Origin of the sequence: Bacillus cereus group sp. BfR-BA-01524, from assembly GCF_022662595.1 — a bacterium.
Classification (GTDB): Bacteria; Bacillota; Bacilli; order Bacillales; family Bacillaceae_G; genus Bacillus_A; species Bacillus_A thuringiensis_S.
The window spans coordinates 15499-34955 of the sequence record NZ_JAKUDW010000055.1 but is presented as its reverse complement, the minus strand read 5'-3'; the positions used below and the strand labels follow the sequence as shown (position 1 = coordinate 34955).

The window sequence follows — 19457 nt, the reverse complement described above, 5'->3', positions numbered from 1 at the left end:
TGTAAATATTTTGAGTGAAGGAACCGAGTAAGGCACTAATACAGACAACATATAAAATGAAAGTTAGTTTAGATTTTTTCATCTTGTTAACCTCCTTGTATTTTTGGTTTCCTTGGAAACTAAATTTATTTTAACATGATTTTCTCACTTGTAAAGATGAAAAAAATTTTTTAAAATGGTATATAGTTAAATTGTTTCTTTGGAAACTTAGGAGGCGAACGGATTGAAGCATGCAACGAAGCAAATGGAAATACTGTCGGACATTCGTACACTTTTGCATAAAAAAGAAGAACATTTAAAAAGACAAAACGAGAAGTTTCTTTATGAGACAGCTGTAAGTAGTATGTCTTTATCTGAGTTACATGTAATCGAATGTATCGGAAAAAATGGTTTGATGAATGTAACGGCAATTACGACAGAAATGGGCATGACGAAGGGAGCAATCTCTAAAATTTGTACGAAGTTGTTTCAAAAGCAATTCGTTGAGAAGATGCAAATGTTAGATAATCAGAAGGAAATATTCTTCCGTTTAACGGAAAGTGGAAATGAAATATATATAGCTCATGAAAAATTGCATAAGCAAGCTGAAGAAAAGTGGTTGTTACTTTTAGATGGATATACGAAAGAAGAACAAGACTTTATTCAAAGGTTTATAAAGGATGTCTCCGATCATTTGGAAATATAATTGGAAGAAAAAACTCCTTTTTCTCAAGTCTTTTAAATATAATTTCTGAAAGAACTCATATATAATAGAAAAAGATACTTAACATGGTGAATAATTAAAGAGTCAATATATATAGAGGAGAGAGTAACATGCTTGAAAATACGGGGTTAGTATTAGAAGGCGGCGGTATGCGTGGTGTATATACGGGTGGGATATTAGAATACTTTATGGAACAAGATTTATATTTTCCATATGTAATCGGTGTATCAGCTGGTGCTTGTCATGCAGCGTCGTATCTTTCCAGACAAAGAAATAGAAATAAAACGGTCAATATTGATTATGCATCACATCCGAAATATTTGTCGTATAAAAACTTATGGAGAAAACGTCAGCTATTTGATATGGATTTCATTTTTCATGAAATTCCAGAAAAGCATGTTCCGTTTGATTTTGAAACATACTTTAATAGCCCAGAACGTTTCCTTGTAGGAACGACGGATTGTGAAACAGGACAGTCTGTTTATTTTGAGAAAGAAGGAACGAATGATGATGCACTAAATTTATTACAAGCGTCTAGTTCATTGCCTTTCATTGCACCAGTAGTAAATTATCGTGGTAAGCAGTTATTAGATGGCGGGATTTCTGATCCAATTCCAGTTCGTAAAGCACAGGAAGATGGATTTAAAAAATCAGTCGTTATTTTAACGAGAAATCATGGTTACGCGAAGAAAAAATCAAAATTCGGATGGATTGCAGGAAAAGCTTATAAAAAATATCCGAATCTTGTTAACACGATGTTGAATCGTTATGAAGTGTATAATGAAACACTTCACTATATTGAAAAAGAAGAGCAAGCTGGTAATTTATTTGTTATTCGCCCAGAAGTGCCGCTTCAAGTAGATCGTATGGAAAAAGATACAGCAAAACTACAAAATTTATACGAGCAAGGCTATGAAGATGCAAAGAGACAGTTTGCAGATTTGCAGGCGTTCTTACAAAAATAATAATTAGGCTGTGGAGATGGAGTTCTCTGCAGTCTTTTTTATTATTGGTTTCAATACCGAATGTTGGTTATACACGCTTTTAGGTTATGGTATAATATGGATGAAAGTATGTAGAGAGGTGATACATATGGAAAATGTATATAAAGGACTTGGACATACTGGATTTATCATGATGCTTATTTTTGGTGGTGTATTTTTACTTCGCTGGTTTATTCATGATGAAATATTATTAGATCAACTTATTGGTTTTAGTGTGGGCATAGTAATGGTTATTTCATCAGTGTTCATTCAAAAGTATAGTAAAGAATTACAGGTAGAAGAGAAGTATTAAAAGGTTATAAGCTCCTTCATATTTTGGAGGTGCCTTTATAGTTTGAATGATTGTTATAAAAGAAAAGTAGAGCATCGGATTTCGATGCTCTACTTTTTTAATGTGGTAAGAATATCAATTGATAAGCAAACAAAATTCCAAATACATATACAAGTGGGTGAACAGCACGGAATTTACCTTTCGCCACTTTCATAAGTGGGTATGAAATAAATCCAAGAGCGATACCTGTTGCGATACTTGATGTAAGTGGCATGCTTAAGATTACTAAAAATGCTGGGAATGCTTCATCAAATGCGTCCCAATCGATGTGGCGAACTGAACCCATCATAAGACTACCAACGATAATTAATGATGGTGCAGTAATAGCTGATACACCAGAAACAGCACTTACTAATGGTCCGAAGAATGCTGCTAGTGCGAATAGAACAGCTACTGTAACAGTTGTTAAACCAGTACGACCACCAGCTGCAACACCAGCAGATGATTCAATGTAAGCTGTTGATGGTGTTGTTCCGAACATAGAACCGATTGTTGCTGAGAATGAGTCAGATAGAAGAGCTCGTCCAGCTTTTGGGAGTTTTCCGTCTTTCATAAATCCACCTTGTTGAGCTACCCCAAGTAATGTACCTGTTGTATCAAATAATGTAACAAGGAAGAATGAAAATACAACGCCGTACAATCCGTAGTTAATTACATCAGATACAGCAGTAATTGGATTTGAAACGATAATTCCTTCTGGTAATCCAGGCATTGATGTAACACCGTTTGAGAATGTTAATTGTCCTGTGAAGAAAGCGATAATACCAGTTAATAGCATACCGATAAATAGTGCGCCATTTACATTTAAAGACATAAGAACAATAGTGATTCCAAGTCCAGCTAATGCTAGTAGAACTGGAGCAGAATGAAGATCACCAAGTCCAACTAAGTTTGCATTATTTTTTGTAACGATACCTGTTAAACGTAAACCGATAAAGGCGATGAAAAGACCGATACCAGCAGTAATTGCATGTTTTAAGTTTTCAGGAATTGCTTCCATTAATTTTGTACGGAAAGATGTAAATGATAGCAAAATTAAAATCATACCTGCTACGAATACAGCAGAGAATGCAATTGCGAAAGTCATGCCTTCATGCGCTTTTACAACAGAGTAAGAGAAGTAAGCATTTAATCCCATACCTGGCGCGATTGCGATTGGTAAGTTTGTAAAGATTGCCATAAATAATGTTCCGACAACAGCAGCAATAATTGTTGCTGTAAATGCTTGTTCAAATGGAACACCTGCATCCCCAAGGATAACAGGGTTTACGACAATGATATATGCCATTGTTAAGAAGGTAATAATACCTGCCATAATTTCAGTTTTAATAGAAGTTTTATGTTTTGAAAGGTTAAACATATAAACATCCTTTCTGTTTACGAATAATTTTCACAACAGTTATATATAATATTCGTTTTTTAACTATTTTGCAATAGTTTTGCATAAAAAGTTTATAACAATTCATATTTTGTGTCTTAAATTCGAATATTAATCGTAACTTGATGTGTGAATTTCAGTTTTTTATTGTGCACATGATAAGGAAAAGGAGTTGAAAGCAGCTATGCCACAGCAAAAGAAGTTTATAACAATGCCTGCGCAACATCAAAATAAGCAGCCGGGTGTTGAATCATTAATGAGCCCCCTTCCGCAGTTTGAAGATCTAAATTATAAAGGAAGTGAAAAGTTAAAAGGAAAGAATGTGTTAATTACAGGAGGAGATAGCGGAATTGGACGAGCGGTTTCCATCGCTTTTGCAAAAGAGGGAGCAAATGTTGCGATTGCTTATTTAGATGAGGAAAAAGATGCAAATGAGACGAAACAACGTGTTGAAAAAGAAGGAGTAAAGTGTGTATTGTTGCCAGGGGATTTGAGTAATGAACAGCATTGTAAAGATATTGTGGAAGAGACCGCTCGGCAGTTAGGTAGTTTAAATATTTTAGTAAATAACGTTGCACAGCAATATCCGCAGCAAGGGCTAGAGTATATTACAGCAGAACAGTTAGAAAAAACATTTCGTATTAATATTTTTTCTTATTTTCACGTTACGAAAGCAGCACTTTCTCATTTGAAGAAAGGAGATGTCATTATAAATACGGCATCTATCGTTGCATATGAAGGGAATGAAACGTTAATTGATTATTCCGCAACGAAAGGAGCAATCGTAGCTTTTACAAGATCACTTTCTCAATCATTAGTGCAAAAAGGGATTCGTGTAAATGGTGTTGCACCAGGACCGATTTGGACACCGCTTATTCCATCGAGCTTTGATGAGAAGAAAGTCGCTCAGTTTGGGAGCAATGTCCCGATGCAAAGGCCTGGTCAACCATATGAGTTAGCGCCGGCATACGTATATTTAGCGTCTGATGATTCTTCTTATGTTACTGGACAAATGATACATGTAAATGGGGGCGTTATTGTAAATGGATAGTTTTCATTTATAAGAGCAAAGTAAAGCTAATTACAATTATTATGGTGAGCGCTAGGGGGGATATAGGTGAAAAGGGTATGTTTCGTCTTACTATTATTTTTCTTCCTACCGGTTAGTGCTTTTGCTGATACAGATCATTTAATACTAGTTAATCTTACGACAAACCAGTTGTCTTTTTTTGAGAATGGAAATTACACAAAAACATTTCCAGTAACGACTGGAAGAGATCGTACACCTACGCCTGAGGGTAATTTTTGTATTATAACGAAATTTAAAAATAAAGAATACCATCGAAAAAAAATAGCTGGGGGTGCACCGAATAACCCTCTCGGTACGAGATGGCTTGGGCTAGATAAGAATGAATATGCGATTCATGGGACGAACCGGGAATGGACGATTGGAAGTAGGGAATCAAATGGCTGTATTCGCATGCATGACAGGGATATACAATGGTTATATGACCGAGTACAATTACAAACAAAAGTAATCATTTCTCGTTTTCATACGAGCCCCGAATATGAAGCGAATAAGCTTGGTTATCGCGTTGTGAGCTGGAATGGTCGAAAAATAGAAGAAGAACAAATTGGAGTACTTACGTTAGTAGACCGCGCGGATATATATTGGCAAGAGCCAAATGGACAGTTAACGAAAGTGAAAACGGTATTGCCAAATGAAAGATATCCAGTGTACTCAAAACGAAAAGATGGAATATATTATATAGGAAACAATTCATATATTATAGATGAAACAGGAGAGAAAATTCGTTACGAGCAAATTCCTTCTTCGATTTTAAGTAATATATATAAACGGAAATACAATGTTCCGTAACGGCTACCGTATTATAGACGGTAGCTTATTTATACTTGGAGTTTAACTGCAACTATTGTATTTTGCTGAATATAATACAGTACAGATAGGGGGCGGTTATATTATGAAAAGTGAATTTGCGTTTAAAGTTTTCTTAGTAACGACCTGTTTATTTATCGTGTATTTATATGCGTTTCTCGTCTTTTCTTTTTATGTTCCATATGTTGATTTAATATTGTTCTTTGGATTTATTTGGGCGTTTGTGAAAGCGAGGGAAGGAGAGAAGAGTATATATCGGCGCATTACCTTATGCGGAACGGTAGTTCTCGTTATTTTGTACTTTTTTATTATGCATGATTTTTGGAGGGGGATATAAAAAAGCATACGATGAATCGTATGCTTTTTTTGTTTAATATTTAGGCTTAAATGTATGACAACAAGTCTCTACACTCGTTGCTACAGAACTTTCTAGCGTCTCGTTTGTTAAAACAGTAGCTGTATATGAATCATTTTCAGTTTGACCAGTTTCATCTGCATCAGGCTGAACGATGATCGCACTTGCTTGACAAAAGTTACCTTGTCCCCAAAAAGAACAGTTGGAAACAGAACATCTTACTTCTGGCATAAAACCCCCTCCTTATACATTAGTGTGGGATTTTACGCCCATTTCATGTGTAGAAGGAGTTTCCTTTTCTTATTACTTTTTCGTTTGCTCAAGCCATTCTTTTAATTTGTCTTTCGGCTGTTCGCCACTAATACGGCTCACTTCTTTGCCATCTTTAAAATGAATGATTGTTGGTGTACCTTGAATTTTATATTCATCCCAAGGAGCATCTAATTTTTCAATATCCATAACTTTCATATCAACGTTCAAGTCTTTAGCCATTGGCACTACGACAGGAGATAATTTTTGGCAATGAACGCAAGATGTTTGATAAAAGTATACTGTTTCTTCTTTTTTCTCTTTTAAATTCTTTTGAAGATCTGAAAGAGAGATTTTATTTGTGTAGTAGTCAGGACCATCTGTTTGACTACCAGTAGCATTATCAATTTTTTGGCTAGTTGAAGCTTTTTTTTCTTCCATTTGTGTTACAGCGAAAATTGCCGCAAACAAGGCGATAATAATACCACCAAATATAAGCATCTTTTTCATTCTTTCATCTCCTTATTTGTTTTTGATGACAATAAAGCTACAAACAGCGATTGTAATAAAGCCGATAAGTGCTAAAAACGGGATTGTCACAAAGCCGAACCAGTTTATGTATTCTCCCGTACATGGTACACGTCCACAAGCTGCCCCAGCAGCTGAAAATGCTGCGACTTTTTGAATTGCATAGTGATATAAAGAAATACAAGCGCCAATAGTTGCGATCGGTAAAGAATAATTTGCGATGCGATAGTCTTTCTTTGCTACAGCGATACCGAGCCATAAAACGAATGGATACATAAAAATACGTTGATACCAACAAAGAACACAAGGCTCAAATTTCATGATTTCGGAAAAGTACAGACTTCCTAGTGTAGCGATAAAAGAAGCTCCCCATGCGGTAAGTAAAGCATATTCTTGCTTTTTTTCTCGTCCCATATTTTATACCTCTCTTATAATAGTTACATACTAAATTATAGTATGAAGTGGTATGGAAAAGAAAGAAAAAATATGTTTATCAATAAAAGTTTTATAAGGAGAAACTTTTATTGATATAAATATTTTAAAAAAGCGCCATTCTCCGGAAGAGAATAGCGCTATAGTTTACATTTGAATTTGTTCTACTTCTTCTACATGCGACTTTTGGGATGCATGGTCAATATATTGAAATAGGAGCTGCAATTGTTTATCAACTTCTGGTAGTTCTTTACTGTATTGATAAGCGTGTAAAAAATGCTCAATACGCTTAGAAAATAATTGATCGTTCGTTTGAACCATGAGAACGATCAATTTATCCCAGTTACAGCAATACGTGTAATAGAGAGCTTTATCATAGTCATTATATGTTTGCACTGTGTACCCTCCTTACCGAGAGTTATATATAGTGTGTGATAAGTAAGGAGAAATACACTTGAAAGAATTTGTTAAGAAAAAAAGTGAATGAAAAGAAAAAACGAGGAGTTTCCTCGTTTTTTAAGCTTTTGGCATTGGTGTAGGTGTTGGTTTGCCATAGCCTTCTTTGTATTTATTATCGATATAGTTACGAATTTCAAGCGTTGATTTTCCTTTTTGTTTCATGGAAGCAGATTCAACTGCGATTTCTAGGCAATTGACGCAAGTCGTTGCATGGGAATCCCAAACAACTTCACCATTCTTTTTAATTTCACGAATAAAGCAGTTTTTATTATTTTTATGTCCTACACTTTCACCGCAACCACAATAGCATGGAATCCAATCTAATAGTTCTGCATTTTGTCCAGCGACGGTGTAGATATCTTTCATTTGTGGATCAAGCTTATCTAGGAAGGTCGGAAGTGTGTCGACTCCTTTTGTTTTCTCTTGAATGTCAGCTTGCTGAGTATGCGATGCATGGTCATGTTCTTCTTTTTTTGATTCAGAAGATTTTTGGTCATTTGTACCAGTACTTCCGCATCCAGCAAGAATTAAGCTTAGTATTGCAAGTAAAGAAAATACATACTTTTTCATTCGCTTGTCCCCTTTACAAATGTATTAATCAAATTGTATCAGAGATTACGGTGTATCGGTTGAAGATTTTTTCGACTGATTTTTGAAGCGCCATCTTAGCGAATGGAATAGAAATAAAAGTGGGATATAAGCGTATACAATATATAAACCCGCTTGAGATAGTACGGTATTTAATGTGTTGATACTTTCACGGTTTGTGAAAAATAAGGATGAAATAAAAATAGCTGCGATAAAAAATGGAAGTGTGATTTTAAACGGTATGTGAAAAGATCTTTTACTAATGCAACAAGAAGACCAAATGGTTAAACAAAGATTAGGTAAAATAATAAGATACCATATGAAAATAATGATGTACTCAAACCTTTGGATGAAAGGAACCTTTATAATTTTTAGCATCGTTAATGTTGGCCAAATTGTATGATGTAGTTGCCCTTGGCTATAGTACATGAGGGAAACGATGGCCAGTATTACGTATAGAATCGTTGTAAAGGCAATACCACCATGCGCCCATTTATTTAATGATTGTCCTTTTTTAATAAATGGATAAAAAACAAGAATTGCTTCAAATCCAAGAAATTCTAATGCAGATGCTTTCGCTGCAGTTAAAATGTCTAAAGGTGAATGAGTTAGAATTGGGAAAATGTTACGTACATGTGCATATTTCATTGGGAAAACTAAGAAAAATAGGACGAAAATCGGTATGATAACGCCCCAAAAACATATTCCTGTTACAGAACGGAAGCCGCCTCTAATTATGTAATAAGCTACAAGTAAAAATAGTAAAGTCAATTTCCACGGTTTAATTGTAGGAAAGACCCAAACTTGAATAACTTCAATATATGTACGAAGAACAGTAAGGCAAAATAATAGAAGGTATGCGGCAAAGCATACTGAAAAAAATGTTCCAATCCACTTTCCGAAACATGTCGTATGGATATTCATTAAATCATTATCTTTTTCTAACATTTTCAGCATACAAAATAACACGATATGAGTTGCAATACCAGCGATAATAAGAGAAATCCAAGCATCATAACCGGCAAATTGCGCAATAATCCTTTGGTATCCTAGTACACCGACTCCAATTTGAAGAGAGTGTAATAGAAGGAATGTGAAATACGGGGAAACTGTATGTGTTTTATCTTGTCCAGTCATGATAGCACCTCACTATTCTCCGATACCAGATTGTACGACATTAATCTTTACGTTGACAGCAACGTCTACGTTAGGATACATGTCCTGAATTTGTTTCATGCCCCATTTTCTTGAGTGACTACGAATTTCTTCACGTATCCCAATTGGATCGATTTTTTTTTCTTGGAATGTTTGTATTAATTCGTTTAAATCTTTCTCAAGTGTTTTTTCTACATGTCTTTTTACGTAAGTTACATTTTCGCTCTTTGATAAATCAAGCCAACTGGGAGCATTTTTTATTAGTCCATTTAAATTCAGGTGAATGTAAACTTTCGGAATGTCACCGGCGTCGGAAAGGGAACAAACACTATTTCCAGATAAGTTTTGGGTCGCGATTAAGCCTTTATGTTTACCTTGACGTATCGGAACTTCGTAACGCCCATTTTTAGTTGGATTAATGAGTAATTTAAATAAAAAAGACCTTTTCTTATCTGTATACATAACCACTTTATGCTTTTTTAAAAATGCGAGCCCTTTAATGGAAGCAGATTTGTCTTCTGATAATTGAATGTAAGGCAGAAATGGATCGTATCCAGATGAATAGAAGTTATATAAAAAAATATTTAAAGCTGTCCGAGGGATTGTCTCGTTTTTTATGTTTTGTTCCAGTAATTCAGATAGATATAGCGATCCGTTCGTTTTGACATGTTTAAGTAATTCTTCTGCCGAACCATCCACAAGTGCTAGTTGCACATCTCGGCCAATGTTAGGATCACGTTGTAAATTGTTAATAACATCTCCAATTCCACGTTCACCAAATGCCTTTCCAAATAGGACCACACGCATTTGACCTACAGCGATTGTATGTGGCGATTTGGCGTTTAGAAGGGAAGATATTGTTTCAATTGTACCTGCATGAGTTGATTGAGTTTCTGGTTTAGATTGTACTCCTTTTGTGTAATCTGGATATAAAATTGTCCCGCGAAATTTTTTATCTTTCATTATATCGAATCCACCTACGTGAATTATTCGCTGTGTATCGACTATATTTGCTTCTGCACAACCAGATTGGAAAATTAAAATGATAATGAAAAAGCATAATAAAATATTTTTCATTTTTCCTCACCATCGCGTTTTTCTTTCGCCTTGTTTGGATCATAGCGCCATTTCTTTTTCGGTCTTAGAAAAGAAGCTCGTCCTGCAGTTTGACTAAATGGAAGGCGAAGAAGTCCTTCAGCTGTACCTAATCCGCGAAATGGATATAAAGGTAATAAATAAGGTGATCCAAGTGATTTTAAGCGAATTAAATGAGCCAATATGAATACAAATCCGACGATAAGACCTACACCACCAAATGCTCCAGCTAAAATGATGAGAGGGAATCGTAATATCCGGATAGTAGAAGACATTTTTACTGTTGGTGTTGTAAAAGAAGCTAGTGCAGACAACGCAACCGCAATTAATAAAATGGTACTTGTTAAAGCAGCCTCAACAGATGCCTGGCCAATGACAATCCCCCCAACAATACCAATTGTTTGGCCGACTTTAGTTGGTAAACGAGCCCCAGCTTCGCGCAGTAATTCGATTGTAATTTCTAAAAAAAGTGCTTCCAAAACAGGTGGAAATGGTACGTTAGCCCTAGAATAAATAATAGGACCAAGTAAATCAGCCGGAATCATTTGATAGTGATACGTTAATACAGCTGTATAAATAGCTGATGAAAATAATGAGAATGCTGCTCCGAAAAAGCGAACTAATCTAAGAAATGAGCCAGCTATCCATGGTAAATAATAATCTTCTGGAGAGACGAAGAAATCGAGTAATGTTGCTGGTCCAGCTAATGCATATGGTGAACCGTCGGTTAAAATGACAACCCCTCCATTAAGTAATGCATAAACGGAGCGATCTAAACGCTCTGTAGGGAGTAAAACAGGGAAGGGAGAGTTACTATTATCACTAATAAACTGTTCAATCATAGTTGCATCGAAAGGGTAATCAAAATCAATATCTTGTAGCCGTTGCATTGCGGTGTTAATATGCTGTTCATTTGTAATTCCTTCGATGTAAGCAACTACGATTTTGGTTTTTGACATAGAACCAACGCTAACTTCTTTGAAGATTAATTGCTCGGTTACGATATTTCGGCGTAATAAATGTATATTTATATCAACATTTTCAACAAAACCAACTTTAGGGCCAATAACACTATATTCATTTTCCGTGTCATTTACTAAACGAGTTCCTAAAACTGTACTTTCAGCGCGTAGAAGTGCATAGGCTTCTTGCTCTGAACCTTTTTTCAGCTGTAATAATACGTAGCCACCTAATAATTTTTCACGAATATCATCAATAGAAGGAGAGATGATGATGTCTTCAATAGATACAATATTTAAGATATCATCAATATGTTGAATCTCGTCCAATTTATCTTTTATAGGTGCTAAAATGAATCGTTTAATAATAAGTGATTCTACTGTCGATTTATAATAAAGCAAACATAATGTGCCATCTTCTATAATGTTATAAGAAGAAAAGTCACTTGATTCTTTCATAGTATGGATAAACTCTGGAACAGAACAGACGGTTTGTTTTTTCTGTTTTGATGTTAAACGAAACATTTTTGCACCCCCTAACATATATCATTTACTTGTGTTAGTTTTTGGGAAAGACGGGAATTTATACTTAAAAATTGAAAGTTCATAAAGAAAAGGAAGAGTAGTGAATACCTCTTCCTTTTTGGCGAGTTAATTTGTTTTCTTTTTTTTAATTAACTTCACTAATTTCATCATTTCCGCCCGTATATCTTCTCTTTTTACATTTAATTTTTCGGCAATTTGTTTAATGTCCATTCCATCTTTTTTCATTTTTAATACATCATCAAGAGGGGTATTACTTTTTTGAGAAATGATTGTTAACACAGCAAGATGACGCAATTTGATGTTATATTCTTTCATTTTTTGCTTGAGCTGATCCGGTGTGGATTTTTGCATAGTTGCTAACTGTTGTAGTAGTGCTTGTTTTGTTTCTTTATTCATATGATGCTTTTTCAGCTTACTTGGATCTACACCGAAATGCTCGGCTGTTTTCTCCCAAGATTTATTTTGCTTATAGTAAGCTAAAACGTCTTTTATTTCTTTATTACCAATTTTTGCAATATGAGCAGCTTTCCAAATTTCATGTTTGTTATAGCCGAGTTTTTCTAGCGACTGCATTTCTTCTTCTGAAATTGGTTTATGGTGATGCATTGTTACTTCTTTTGGTGTGGCAGCGGATGTAGGGACGGTGGATATCCCGCATAATAATGCTGCCATAGTCATACTTACCGCGATTTTTTTGTACATGTAAACTCCTCCTAGTTGGATAGTGTGGAAAACTGTACACATATCATTTCCATAAAATGTTAAATACTTGTGAACAAGTTAAGTTTTTTTATTCACAGCATGGAATGACGTTTTTAGAAGTTTTCCAACATAAAACATTGATTAATAGTAAAAAACTAAGGTATAATCGAAATTGAAAATCAATATCAATACTGACGATAAACTTATACATATAGATAAAAATAAGGGAGAGATAAATATGACTACATATACTTCCATCGCTAATGTGATTAAAGAAAGGCGCTCTGTTCGTACATTTACAGACAAAGCAGTAGAAAAAGATTTATTAATTGAACTATTAAACGATGCAACATGGGCGCCAAATCATAAAAACCGTGAACCATGGAATTGTAAATTATATATTGGAGAAGGCCGTCAGAAATTAGTAGACGCAGTATTAAACTCTTTCACAGAAGAAGAAAGAGCGAAACGCGGTAAAATTTTATCTGATCGTTTCTTAAGTACACCTGCACAAATCGTCGTATATATAAATGAAGACCCACGTCAAATTCAACGTGACGAAGATTACGCTGCAACATGTGCATTTATGCAAAACTTCCAACTTCTTGCTTGGGAACGTGGATTAGGTACTGTTTGGAAATCAGGCGGATTAAACTATAATCCATTATTTATAGAAGGACTTGGTTTAACAAGAGGTCAACGCATCGTTGGAATTATTCACCTTGGCTATTTCGATAAAGCGCCAGAAGGAAAAGCTCGTACACCGATTACGGAGAAGATGGAGATTATTGAAGGTTAATAGATAAGACATTCTCGTTTTTATGAGGATGTCTTTTTATTATGCAATCAATCCTCATGAAAGCTTGTTTCCAATCATACACTTTCTTAAGGGAAAGTGTAAGGAGGGAAAATAATGAGAGCAAGTGACGATAAAGCACTGCAATATGCGATTGCGGAAATTACGGAAATTGCGACTGGATTTGGGCTTGATTTTTATCCGATGCGTTATGAAATATGTCCAGCAGAAATTATTTATACATTTGGTGCATATGGGATGCCGACGCGGTTTTCACATTGGAGTTTTGGAAAACAGTTTTTCAGAATGAAGTTACAATACGATTTAGGTCTTAGTAAAATATACGAACTCGTTATTAACTCTGATCCATGTTATGCCTTTTTATTAGATACGAACTCGTTAATTCAAAATAAATTAATTGTAGCGCACGTTTTAGCACACTGTGACTTCTTTAAAAATAATATTCGCTTCTCTAATACGAAACGAGATATGGTGGAGAGTATGGCGGCAACGGCTGATCGAGTGAAAGCATATGAGCATAAGTACGGAAAGGCAGAAGTCGAAACATTTTTAGATGCCGTACTTGCCATTCAAGAGCATATTGACCCGTCGCTCATGCGTCCGAAACTTGCTTGGAGTATTGATGATTTAGAAGAAGAAGTAGAAAAGAAAAAGGCATCACAATACGATGATCTATGGAATTTAGATGATCGAAATAAAAAGAGAGAACGATCCAATATACGCAAAAAGAAGAAGATTCCACCGCAACCAGAGAAGGATTTACTCCTCTTTATTGAAGAATATAGCCGTGAGCTAGAAGATTGGCAGCGAGACATATTAACGATGATGCGTGAAGAAATGTTATATTTCTGGCCGCAGCTTGAAACGAAAATCATGAACGAAGGCTGGGCGTCCTACTGGCATCAACGCATACTTCGTGAAATGGACTTAACATCTGATGAAGCAATTGAATTTGCGAAATTAAATGCAGGTGTTGTACAGCCATCAAAAACAAGCATTAATCCATACTACCTCGGTATTAAAATGTTTGAAGATATTGAAGAACGGTACAACAATCCGACTGAAGAAATGAAGCGACGCGGCGTCAAACCAGGTTCTGGTCGTGAAAAAATGTTTGAAGTACGCGAAATTGAATGGGACGTATCGTTCCTAAGAAACTACTTAAATAAAGAACTCGTCATGCGAGAAGATATGTACTTATTCCAGCGCCAAGGAAAAGAATATAAAGTAATAGATAAAGAATGGGAAAATGTGCGTGATCAACTCGTAAATATGCGGACAAATGGTGGGTTCCCGTACTTAGTAGTAGAAGATGGAGACTACTTAAAGAACGGAGAATTATACATTAAACATAGTTACGAAGGAATCGAGCTCGATTTAAAATACTTAGAAAAGGTATTACCATATCTTCATCAACTATGGGGAAGAACTGTGCATATGGAGTCGATTGTGGAGAGTAAGGGCGTTGTGTTTTCTTATGATGGGAAGATGGTGCATCGGAAGTATGTGTGAGGAGAAGAATGGACATAGGATACTGTGTCCGTTCTTTTTATTTGAAAAATTTATTTATATTTTTTACTTAAGGTAAAGAATATAAATAATTGTTTGAGTTTGTTAAGTCAACGTAATTAATAATGATTATCATTATTAATTACGTTGACTTCTGGAAAAAGAAAAACTAGAATTTATAAAGGGATCCTCAATTGTTTGCTATCACTTGTATAGGAGGTAAGTTATGTTGTATAGCTTTATTTCTATAAGATATATGTTGGCTCTTTATAGTTTTGGTGAATCAAAAGGTCTATGCAGAAGATGTACCGTGGACATCGGTTTCAAATGAGGGAGAACGTGAACTGTTTCAAGAACAATTATTGTATAGTAATGATCGAAGGGGAGAAGATCTTGTTTCGCCCTCATTTGAAGGGCGAAAACATGGTGGGGAAGATTGGGGAGCATATTTGGAAAATAGTAAGTTAAGTTATTCATCCAACATTCTTACCTATTCTCTTATAGGAATAAATGATCGAATACGGGTTAATGATAGAATTAGCGCTACAGTCCATGTAGCAACTCAGTATAATAGTGGAGAAATTTATGGATGTACAGGAGCACTAATTAGTAAAGATACAGTACTTACAGCTGGACATTGTATTTACAATAAAGAAATTGGTAGATGGGCGACAAATGTTATTGCAACTCCATGGCGTAATGGAGGACAAGCACCGTATTTATCTTTTTATGTTAAAAATAAAGAAAAACAGCCAATAAAAAATTTTGAAATTATACTTATGAAAGACGAATCACCTGAGCCCAGTAAAGAAATTGGGATCTCAATAGGGAAAACAGACGAAGAAGGAAAAGTTATTTGGAGTAATGTAATGAAGGGAAAATATATTATATTTTTGCCGAATAGTAAGACGCAAATAGTTAGAGTTAAAGACAGAGATGAATCGAGAGTAATAAATATATCATTGTAAAAAACGAATCTATTTGGATTCGTTTTTTATTGGTAAGTAAAGTAGTTGAAAAAAATTTAAAAAAGTAAATCCTTTACAATATACCCTTAAGGGTATATGATATTATACAAAGTTATAAAGTAATGTATAATATAGTTACGATTACGGAGGTGGTCTATAGTGGAATATAATCAAGATATGAAAAATAGATTGAAACGTATTGAAGGTCAAGTTCGTGGTGTGCTTCGTATGATGGAAGAAGGAAAAGATTGCCGAGAGGTTATTACACAGTTAACGGCATCTCGTTCTGCCCTTGATCGTACAATTGGGCTCGTTGTTGGAACGAATTTAGAGCAATGTTTGCGTGAACAGTTTGAAAGTGGTAATGGTTCAAATGAAGAGTTAATTAAAGAAGCTGTTCAATTACTTGTAAAAAGCCGATAATCTGTCAAACATAAGTGTTGACAGATTTTCAAAAACGTTTTAATATACCCCTACAGGTATATGTATTGTGGAGGAATCGATTATGAGTATAAAAGTGGATATGAGTTTAGATTGTAAAGGTTTGGCTTGTCCGATGCCTATTGTGAAAACGAAGAAGGCGATAGAAGGGTTAGCACCAGGGCAGGTGATTGAAGTTAAGGCAACAGATAAAGGATCTACGGTAGATATAAAAAGTTGGGCGGGTAAAGTAGGACATCAATATATCGGGACGAAACACGAGGGTGATGTATCGGTGCATTATGTTAGGAAAGCAAACGAGCATGAAGTGAATGAAGTTGTGAAATATCCACATACAATTACGAATGCAGAATTACAGTCTATATTGTCTCTTGGCGAAGAATGCATTGTATTAGATGTTCGCGAAGCAGCGGAGTTTGCTTTTGGTCATATTCCATCGGCCATTTCGGTACCATTAGGTGAATTAGACAGCGCAGTGTTAGATCAGACGAAGCAAATTTATGTTATTTGTCGAGCTGGTAACCGTAGTGATGTAGCTTGCCAAATGTTGAATGAGAAAGGTTATTTAAATGTGAAAAATGTCATTCCGGGTATGTTAGAGTGGCAAGGGAATATAGAGAAGTAAATTTTTTTGAATGAAAATATACCTATGGGGGTAATCAAATGGATGTTAAACAGTTACAAGCAAAAGATGTGGCAGAGAAAGTGTTATTCGGAGAGTTATTTATTTTAGATGTTCGTAATGAGGCGGATTATGAAGATTGGAAAATTGAAGGGAAGCAAGTTTCTTCTATTAATAAACCTTATTTTGATTTGTTAGATGGTGTAGATCATATTGTAAGTGAATTACCTAAAGATAAAGATGTTTTAGTAGTATGTGCAAAAGAAGGGTCTTCTATATTTGTGGCAGAGCAGTTAATAGAGGTTGGATTACAAAATATTTATTATTTAGCTGGTGGCATGAAAGCTTGGAGTGAATATGTAAAGCCTATAAAAGTTGGAGATTTAAAAAATGGCGGAAGTATGTATCAGTTTAACCGCCTAGGAAAAGGCTGTTTATCTTATATGGTCGTTTCAAACGGTGAAGCAGCAGTTATTGATGCGGTAAGGACAGCCGAGGCATATGAAGAGTTTGCGAAAGAGCACGGCGTTACGATTACGAATGTAATGGATACACATTTACATGCAGACCATATTTCTGGTGGACGTAAGTTAGCTGAAAAGGTAGGTGGTACGTATTGGTTACCGCCAAAAGATGCCGAGGAAGTTGTTTTCTCATACGAACCGCTTGTTGAAGGATCTGTTATTACGGTGGGGGGTACTAAAATTGTAATTGACGCATTATACTCACCAGGGCATACGATTGGAAGTACGTCATTCATTGTAGATGATTCTTATTTATTATCAGGCGATATTTTATTTGTAGATTCAATTGGGCGTCCTGATCTTGCTGGTAAGGCTGAAGATTGGGTGAGTGATTTAAGAAATACGTTATATACACTGTATAAGGAACTGTCTCAAGATTTAATTGTTTTACCAGCTCATTATTCAAAAATAAGTGAAATGGATGAAAGAGGCGTTGTGAGTGCGAGCTTACAAGATCTATTTAAAGAGAATGTAGGATTAAATATTGCTGATGAAGTGGAGTTTCGTAAAACTGTGACAGAGAATTTACCACCTCAGCCAAATGCATATGAAGAAATTCGTCAAACGAATATGGGGAAAATTCATCCGAGTGTGGAAGAAGAGCGTGAAATGGAGATTGGCCCAAATCGTTGTGCAGTGCATGAGTCATTATAAAAATAACAAATTGGAGGAATTAATGATGAATATAAAACAAGTATTAGATGCGAAGGATTTAGCATGTCCGATGCCGATTGTAAGAACGAAAAGAGCGATGGATACTTTACAATCGGGCGAAGTGTTAGAAGTACATGTAACGGATAAAGGGTCAATTAAGGATATTCCAGCGTGGGCAAACAAAACTGGTCATGAAATCGTAAAGCATGTAGAAGAAGCTGATGTGCTGAAGTTTTGGATTAAGAAGGCGTAGGAAAAAATATTGTTATAAATGCAGAGAGGTTGGTTATATGAACACAATATTAAGTACGCTTTTCATTGTACTTGCTACATGGTTTGTTATTTCGCGCTTTTTACCAGTGAAAGGTGTTCAAAATATAAATGGAAAAGAATTAAAAAGTATAGTGGGGAAAAAGGGGAAGTACTTTATTGATGTCCGTACAGTAGGTGAATATAGAGGAAATCATATGAAAGGATTTCAGAATATCCCGTTAAATGAGTTAGCAAGTAGAGCAAGTCAGTTAGATAAAAATAAGGAAGTAATCGTTATTTGCCAAAGTGGAATGAGAAGTAAGCAAGCTGCAAAGATGTTGAAAAAACTAGGGTTTCAGCAAGTAATAAACGTTTCAGGTGGTATGAATGGTTTGTGAGGAGGACTTTAAAATGAAAGAAATGACAGCAAAAGAATTAGAAGAAAAATTGTTAAGTAAAGAAGCAGTAAATATCGTAGATGTCCGTGAAGTAGAAGAAGTAGCTGAAGGGGGAATTCCAGAAGCATGTAATATTCCGCTAAGGCTATTAGAGTTTCGAATGCATGAGTTGGATAAAAAGAAAGAATATATTATCGTGTGTCGCTCTGGCGCGAGAAGTGCAAGAGCCGTTCAATTTTTAGAAGGTTACGGTTTTCAAGCGATCAATATGGTAGGTGGTATGTTAGCTTGGGAAGGTAAAGTCATATAGCATAGAGATAAAAGATTTGAGCCTTTTTATAAACAATTAAATACCCCTATAGGTAATTTAGAGGAGGAACAACATGGAACAGCAGAAAAAAACGACAATCGTTTTATTTAGCGGAGATTACGATAAAGCAATGGCTGCTTATATTATTGCAAATGGTGCAGCGGCGTATGATCAAGAGGTAACTATTTTTCATACTTTCTGGGGATTAAATGCTTTAAGGAAAGATGAACATGTGAATGTAAAGAAAACATTTATAGAAAAAGTATTTGGAAAAATGATGCCACGCGGTGCTGATAAGATGGGATTATCCAAAATGAATTTTGCTGGCATGGGGCCGAAGATGATTAAAGGCATTATGAAAAAACATAACGCAATGCCTTTGCCAGATTTAATTGATTTGGCGAAAGAACAAGGAATTAAACTTGTAGCTTGTCAAATGACAGTAGATTTATTAGGGTTAAAAGAGGAAGAGATTATGGAAGGGGTAGAGTTTGCAGGTGTAGGGGCATATTTAGCAGATGCTTCGGATGGGAATGTAAACTTATTCATTTAAATCACCTTCTTTTTAGAAGGCGGGGGAT

General features: G+C 35.4%; 26 protein-coding genes. 16 read left to right on the top strand and 10 right to left on the bottom strand.

Going from position 1 to position 19457, the window contains the following annotated elements:
* The first annotated feature begins 223 nt into the window (after positions 1 to 223).
* The 3 genes from MR170_RS19350 (at position 224) to MR170_RS19340 (ending at position 1999) form a co-directional block, all read left to right on the top strand.
* Positions 224 to 685, top strand: a complete 462-nt coding sequence (locus MR170_RS19350; protein WP_242308957.1) for a MarR family transcriptional regulator — start codon at positions 224 to 226, stop codon at positions 683 to 685.
* A gap of 128 nt (positions 686 to 813) precedes the next feature.
* Positions 814 to 1668: a patatin-like phospholipase family protein gene (locus MR170_RS19345; protein ID WP_000892676.1), complete on the top strand. Its 855-nt coding sequence runs from the start codon at positions 814 to 816 to the stop codon at positions 1666 to 1668.
* A 127-nt stretch (positions 1669 to 1795) separates the two neighbouring features.
* Positions 1796 to 1999: a hypothetical protein gene (locus tag MR170_RS19340; RefSeq protein ID WP_090978450.1), complete on the top strand. Its 204-nt coding sequence runs from the start codon at positions 1796 to 1798 to the stop codon at positions 1997 to 1999.
* Positions 2000 to 2096: 97 nt separating this feature from the next.
* On the opposite strand, the gene MR170_RS19335 is transcribed toward MR170_RS19340, so the two are convergent.
* Positions 2097 to 3398, bottom strand: a complete 1302-nt coding sequence (locus MR170_RS19335; RefSeq protein WP_242308956.1) for an NCS2 family permease — start codon at positions 3396 to 3398, stop codon at positions 2097 to 2099.
* Between the two features lie 202 nt (positions 3399 to 3600).
* On the opposite strand from MR170_RS19335, the gene MR170_RS19330 reads away from it, so the two are divergent.
* The 3 genes from MR170_RS19330 (at position 3601) to MR170_RS19320 (ending at position 5650) form a co-directional block, all read left to right on the top strand.
* On the top strand, positions 3601 to 4467 hold the full coding sequence (locus MR170_RS19330) for an SDR family oxidoreductase (RefSeq protein ID WP_242308955.1): 867 nt from the start codon (positions 3601 to 3603) through the stop codon (positions 4465 to 4467).
* A 66-nt stretch (positions 4468 to 4533) separates the two neighbouring features.
* Positions 4534 to 5295 carry a L,D-transpeptidase gene (locus tag MR170_RS19325; RefSeq protein ID WP_000831959.1) on the top strand — a complete coding sequence of 254 codons (762 nt, stop codon included), beginning with the start codon at positions 4534 to 4536 and terminating at the stop codon, positions 5293 to 5295.
* A gap of 103 nt (positions 5296 to 5398) precedes the next feature.
* Entirely contained in the window at positions 5399 to 5650 is a 252-nt protein-coding gene (locus MR170_RS19320; RefSeq protein ID WP_016082777.1) for a hypothetical protein, read from the top strand.
* A 33-nt stretch (positions 5651 to 5683) separates the two neighbouring features.
* On the opposite strand, the gene MR170_RS19315 is transcribed toward MR170_RS19320, so the two are convergent.
* The 9 genes from MR170_RS19315 to MR170_RS19275 all read right to left on the bottom strand — a co-directional run bounded on the left by MR170_RS19315 (position 5684) and on the right by MR170_RS19275 (position 12381).
* The gene (locus MR170_RS19315) at positions 5684 to 5899 is read right to left on the bottom strand and encodes a DUF1540 domain-containing protein (protein WP_001115484.1); all 216 of its coding nucleotides are present in this window, start codon (positions 5897 to 5899) and stop codon (positions 5684 to 5686) included.
* A 72-nt stretch (positions 5900 to 5971) separates the two neighbouring features.
* The gene (locus MR170_RS19310; protein ID WP_016082775.1) at positions 5972 to 6427 is read right to left on the bottom strand and encodes a thioredoxin family protein; all 456 of its coding nucleotides are present in this window, start codon (positions 6425 to 6427) and stop codon (positions 5972 to 5974) included.
* Between the two features lie 12 nt (positions 6428 to 6439).
* Positions 6440 to 6859 (bottom strand): disulfide formation protein C, encoded by a 420-nt coding sequence (locus MR170_RS19305; RefSeq protein WP_000532261.1) that lies wholly within the window; start codon positions 6857 to 6859, stop codon positions 6440 to 6442.
* A gap of 165 nt (positions 6860 to 7024) precedes the next feature.
* Positions 7025 to 7273, bottom strand: coding sequence for a YhdB family protein (locus MR170_RS19300; RefSeq protein WP_050001252.1), 249 nt, complete (start codon positions 7271 to 7273; stop codon positions 7025 to 7027).
* 120 nt (positions 7274 to 7393) lie between these two features.
* Complete coding sequence (locus tag MR170_RS19295) at positions 7394 to 7906, bottom strand: PCYCGC domain-containing protein (protein ID WP_242308954.1); 513 nt, start codon at positions 7904 to 7906, stop codon at positions 7394 to 7396.
* 45 nt (positions 7907 to 7951) lie between these two features.
* Positions 7952 to 9061 carry a GerAB/ArcD/ProY family transporter gene (locus MR170_RS19290; RefSeq protein ID WP_242308953.1) on the bottom strand — a complete coding sequence of 370 codons (1110 nt, stop codon included), beginning with the start codon at positions 9059 to 9061 and terminating at the stop codon, positions 7952 to 7954.
* 12 nt (positions 9062 to 9073) lie between these two features.
* Positions 9074 to 10156: a spore germination protein GerYC gene (gene gerYC / locus MR170_RS19285; RefSeq protein WP_242308952.1), complete on the bottom strand. Its 1083-nt coding sequence runs from the start codon at positions 10154 to 10156 to the stop codon at positions 9074 to 9076.
* Positions 10153 to 11658, bottom strand: a complete 1506-nt coding sequence (gerYA, locus tag MR170_RS19280) for a spore germination protein GerYA (protein ID WP_242308951.1) — start codon at positions 11656 to 11658, stop codon at positions 10153 to 10155. Before gerYA ends, gerYC begins: the two co-directional genes overlap by 4 nt.
* A 126-nt stretch (positions 11659 to 11784) precedes the next feature.
* Positions 11785 to 12381, bottom strand: coding sequence for a hypothetical protein (locus tag MR170_RS19275; protein ID WP_242308949.1), 597 nt, complete (start codon positions 12379 to 12381; stop codon positions 11785 to 11787).
* Positions 12382 to 12619: 238 nt separating this feature from the next.
* Here MR170_RS19275 and MR170_RS19270 point away from each other — a divergent pair, with 238 nt between their 5' ends.
* From MR170_RS19270 to MR170_RS19225, 10 genes are all read left to right on the top strand, one after another.
* Positions 12620 to 13180 (top strand): nitroreductase family protein, encoded by a 561-nt coding sequence (locus tag MR170_RS19270; protein WP_242308948.1) that lies wholly within the window; start codon positions 12620 to 12622, stop codon positions 13178 to 13180.
* Between the two features lie 114 nt (positions 13181 to 13294).
* Entirely contained in the window at positions 13295 to 14710 is a 1416-nt protein-coding gene (gene spoVR, locus MR170_RS19265; RefSeq protein WP_242308947.1) for a stage V sporulation protein SpoVR, read from the top strand.
* A gap of 275 nt (positions 14711 to 14985) precedes the next feature.
* Positions 14986 to 15675 (top strand): DUF2606 family protein, encoded by a 690-nt coding sequence (locus tag MR170_RS19260; protein ID WP_242308960.1) that lies wholly within the window; start codon positions 14986 to 14988, stop codon positions 15673 to 15675.
* A gap of 159 nt (positions 15676 to 15834) precedes the next feature.
* Complete coding sequence (locus MR170_RS19255; protein ID WP_000456206.1) at positions 15835 to 16098, top strand: metal-sensitive transcriptional regulator; 264 nt, start codon at positions 15835 to 15837, stop codon at positions 16096 to 16098.
* A gap of 82 nt (positions 16099 to 16180) precedes the next feature.
* Entirely contained in the window at positions 16181 to 16741 is a 561-nt protein-coding gene (locus MR170_RS19250; protein WP_242308946.1) for a sulfurtransferase TusA family protein, read from the top strand.
* 38 nt (positions 16742 to 16779) lie between these two features.
* Entirely contained in the window at positions 16780 to 17916 is a 1137-nt protein-coding gene (locus MR170_RS19245; protein WP_043936769.1) for an MBL fold metallo-hydrolase, read from the top strand.
* Positions 17917 to 17938: 22 nt separating this feature from the next.
* Positions 17939 to 18169 (top strand): sulfurtransferase TusA family protein, encoded by a 231-nt coding sequence (locus MR170_RS19240; RefSeq protein WP_029441679.1) that lies wholly within the window; start codon positions 17939 to 17941, stop codon positions 18167 to 18169.
* Positions 18170 to 18206: 37 nt separating this feature from the next.
* On the top strand, positions 18207 to 18566 hold the full coding sequence (locus MR170_RS19235; protein WP_016082763.1) for a rhodanese-like domain-containing protein: 360 nt from the start codon (positions 18207 to 18209) through the stop codon (positions 18564 to 18566).
* A gap of 13 nt (positions 18567 to 18579) precedes the next feature.
* A complete protein-coding gene (locus tag MR170_RS19230) occupies positions 18580 to 18876 on the top strand; it encodes a rhodanese-like domain-containing protein (RefSeq protein WP_242308945.1) in 297 nt (98 codons plus the stop codon).
* Positions 18877 to 18949: 73 nt separating this feature from the next.
* Positions 18950 to 19429, top strand: coding sequence for a DsrE/DsrF/DrsH-like family protein (locus tag MR170_RS19225; protein ID WP_000437741.1), 480 nt, complete (start codon positions 18950 to 18952; stop codon positions 19427 to 19429).
* The last annotated feature ends 28 nt before the right edge of the window (positions 19430 to 19457 follow it).

Bases quoted from the DNA above. Each gene is read 5' to 3' on its own strand.
- MR170_RS19345 (WP_000892676.1), top strand. From the start codon at position 814: ATGCTTGAAAATACGGGGTTAGTATTAGAAGGCGGCGGTATGCGTGGT.
- MR170_RS19340 (WP_090978450.1), top strand. From the start codon at position 1,796: ATGGAAAATGTATATAAAGGACTTGGACATACTGGATTTATCATGATG.
- MR170_RS19335 (WP_242308956.1), bottom strand. From the start codon at position 3,398: ATGTTTAACCTTTCAAAACATAAAACTTCTATTAAAACTGAAATTATG.
- MR170_RS19330 (WP_242308955.1), top strand. From the start codon at position 3,601: ATGCCACAGCAAAAGAAGTTTATAACAATGCCTGCGCAACATCAAAAT.
- MR170_RS19320 (WP_016082777.1), top strand. From the start codon at position 5,399: ATGAAAAGTGAATTTGCGTTTAAAGTTTTCTTAGTAACGACCTGTTTA.
- MR170_RS19315 (WP_001115484.1), bottom strand. From the start codon at position 5,899: ATGCCAGAAGTAAGATGTTCTGTTTCCAACTGTTCTTTTTGGGGACAA.
- MR170_RS19310 (WP_016082775.1), bottom strand. From the start codon at position 6,427: ATGAAAAAGATGCTTATATTTGGTGGTATTATTATCGCCTTGTTTGCG.
- MR170_RS19305 (WP_000532261.1), bottom strand. From the start codon at position 6,859: ATGGGACGAGAAAAAAAGCAAGAATATGCTTTACTTACCGCATGGGGA.
- MR170_RS19295 (WP_242308954.1), bottom strand. From the start codon at position 7,906: ATGAAAAAGTATGTATTTTCTTTACTTGCAATACTAAGCTTAATTCTT.
- MR170_RS19290 (WP_242308953.1), bottom strand. From the start codon at position 9,061: ATGACTGGACAAGATAAAACACATACAGTTTCCCCGTATTTCACATTC.
- gerYC (WP_242308952.1), bottom strand. From the start codon at position 10,156: ATGAAAAATATTTTATTATGCTTTTTCATTATCATTTTAATTTTCCAA.
- gerYA (WP_242308951.1), bottom strand. From the start codon at position 11,658: ATGTTTCGTTTAACATCAAAACAGAAAAAACAAACCGTCTGTTCTGTT.
- MR170_RS19275 (WP_242308949.1), bottom strand. From the start codon at position 12,381: ATGTACAAAAAAATCGCGGTAAGTATGACTATGGCAGCATTATTATGC.
- MR170_RS19270 (WP_242308948.1), top strand. From the start codon at position 12,620: ATGACTACATATACTTCCATCGCTAATGTGATTAAAGAAAGGCGCTCT.
- spoVR (WP_242308947.1), top strand. From the start codon at position 13,295: ATGAGAGCAAGTGACGATAAAGCACTGCAATATGCGATTGCGGAAATT.
- MR170_RS19250 (WP_242308946.1), top strand. From the start codon at position 16,181: ATGAGTATAAAAGTGGATATGAGTTTAGATTGTAAAGGTTTGGCTTGT.
- MR170_RS19245 (WP_043936769.1), top strand. From the start codon at position 16,780: ATGGATGTTAAACAGTTACAAGCAAAAGATGTGGCAGAGAAAGTGTTA.
- MR170_RS19240 (WP_029441679.1), top strand. From the start codon at position 17,939: ATGATGAATATAAAACAAGTATTAGATGCGAAGGATTTAGCATGTCCG.
- MR170_RS19235 (WP_016082763.1), top strand. From the start codon at position 18,207: ATGAACACAATATTAAGTACGCTTTTCATTGTACTTGCTACATGGTTT.
- MR170_RS19230 (WP_242308945.1), top strand. From the start codon at position 18,580: ATGAAAGAAATGACAGCAAAAGAATTAGAAGAAAAATTGTTAAGTAAA.
- MR170_RS19225 (WP_000437741.1), top strand. From the start codon at position 18,950: ATGGAACAGCAGAAAAAAACGACAATCGTTTTATTTAGCGGAGATTAC.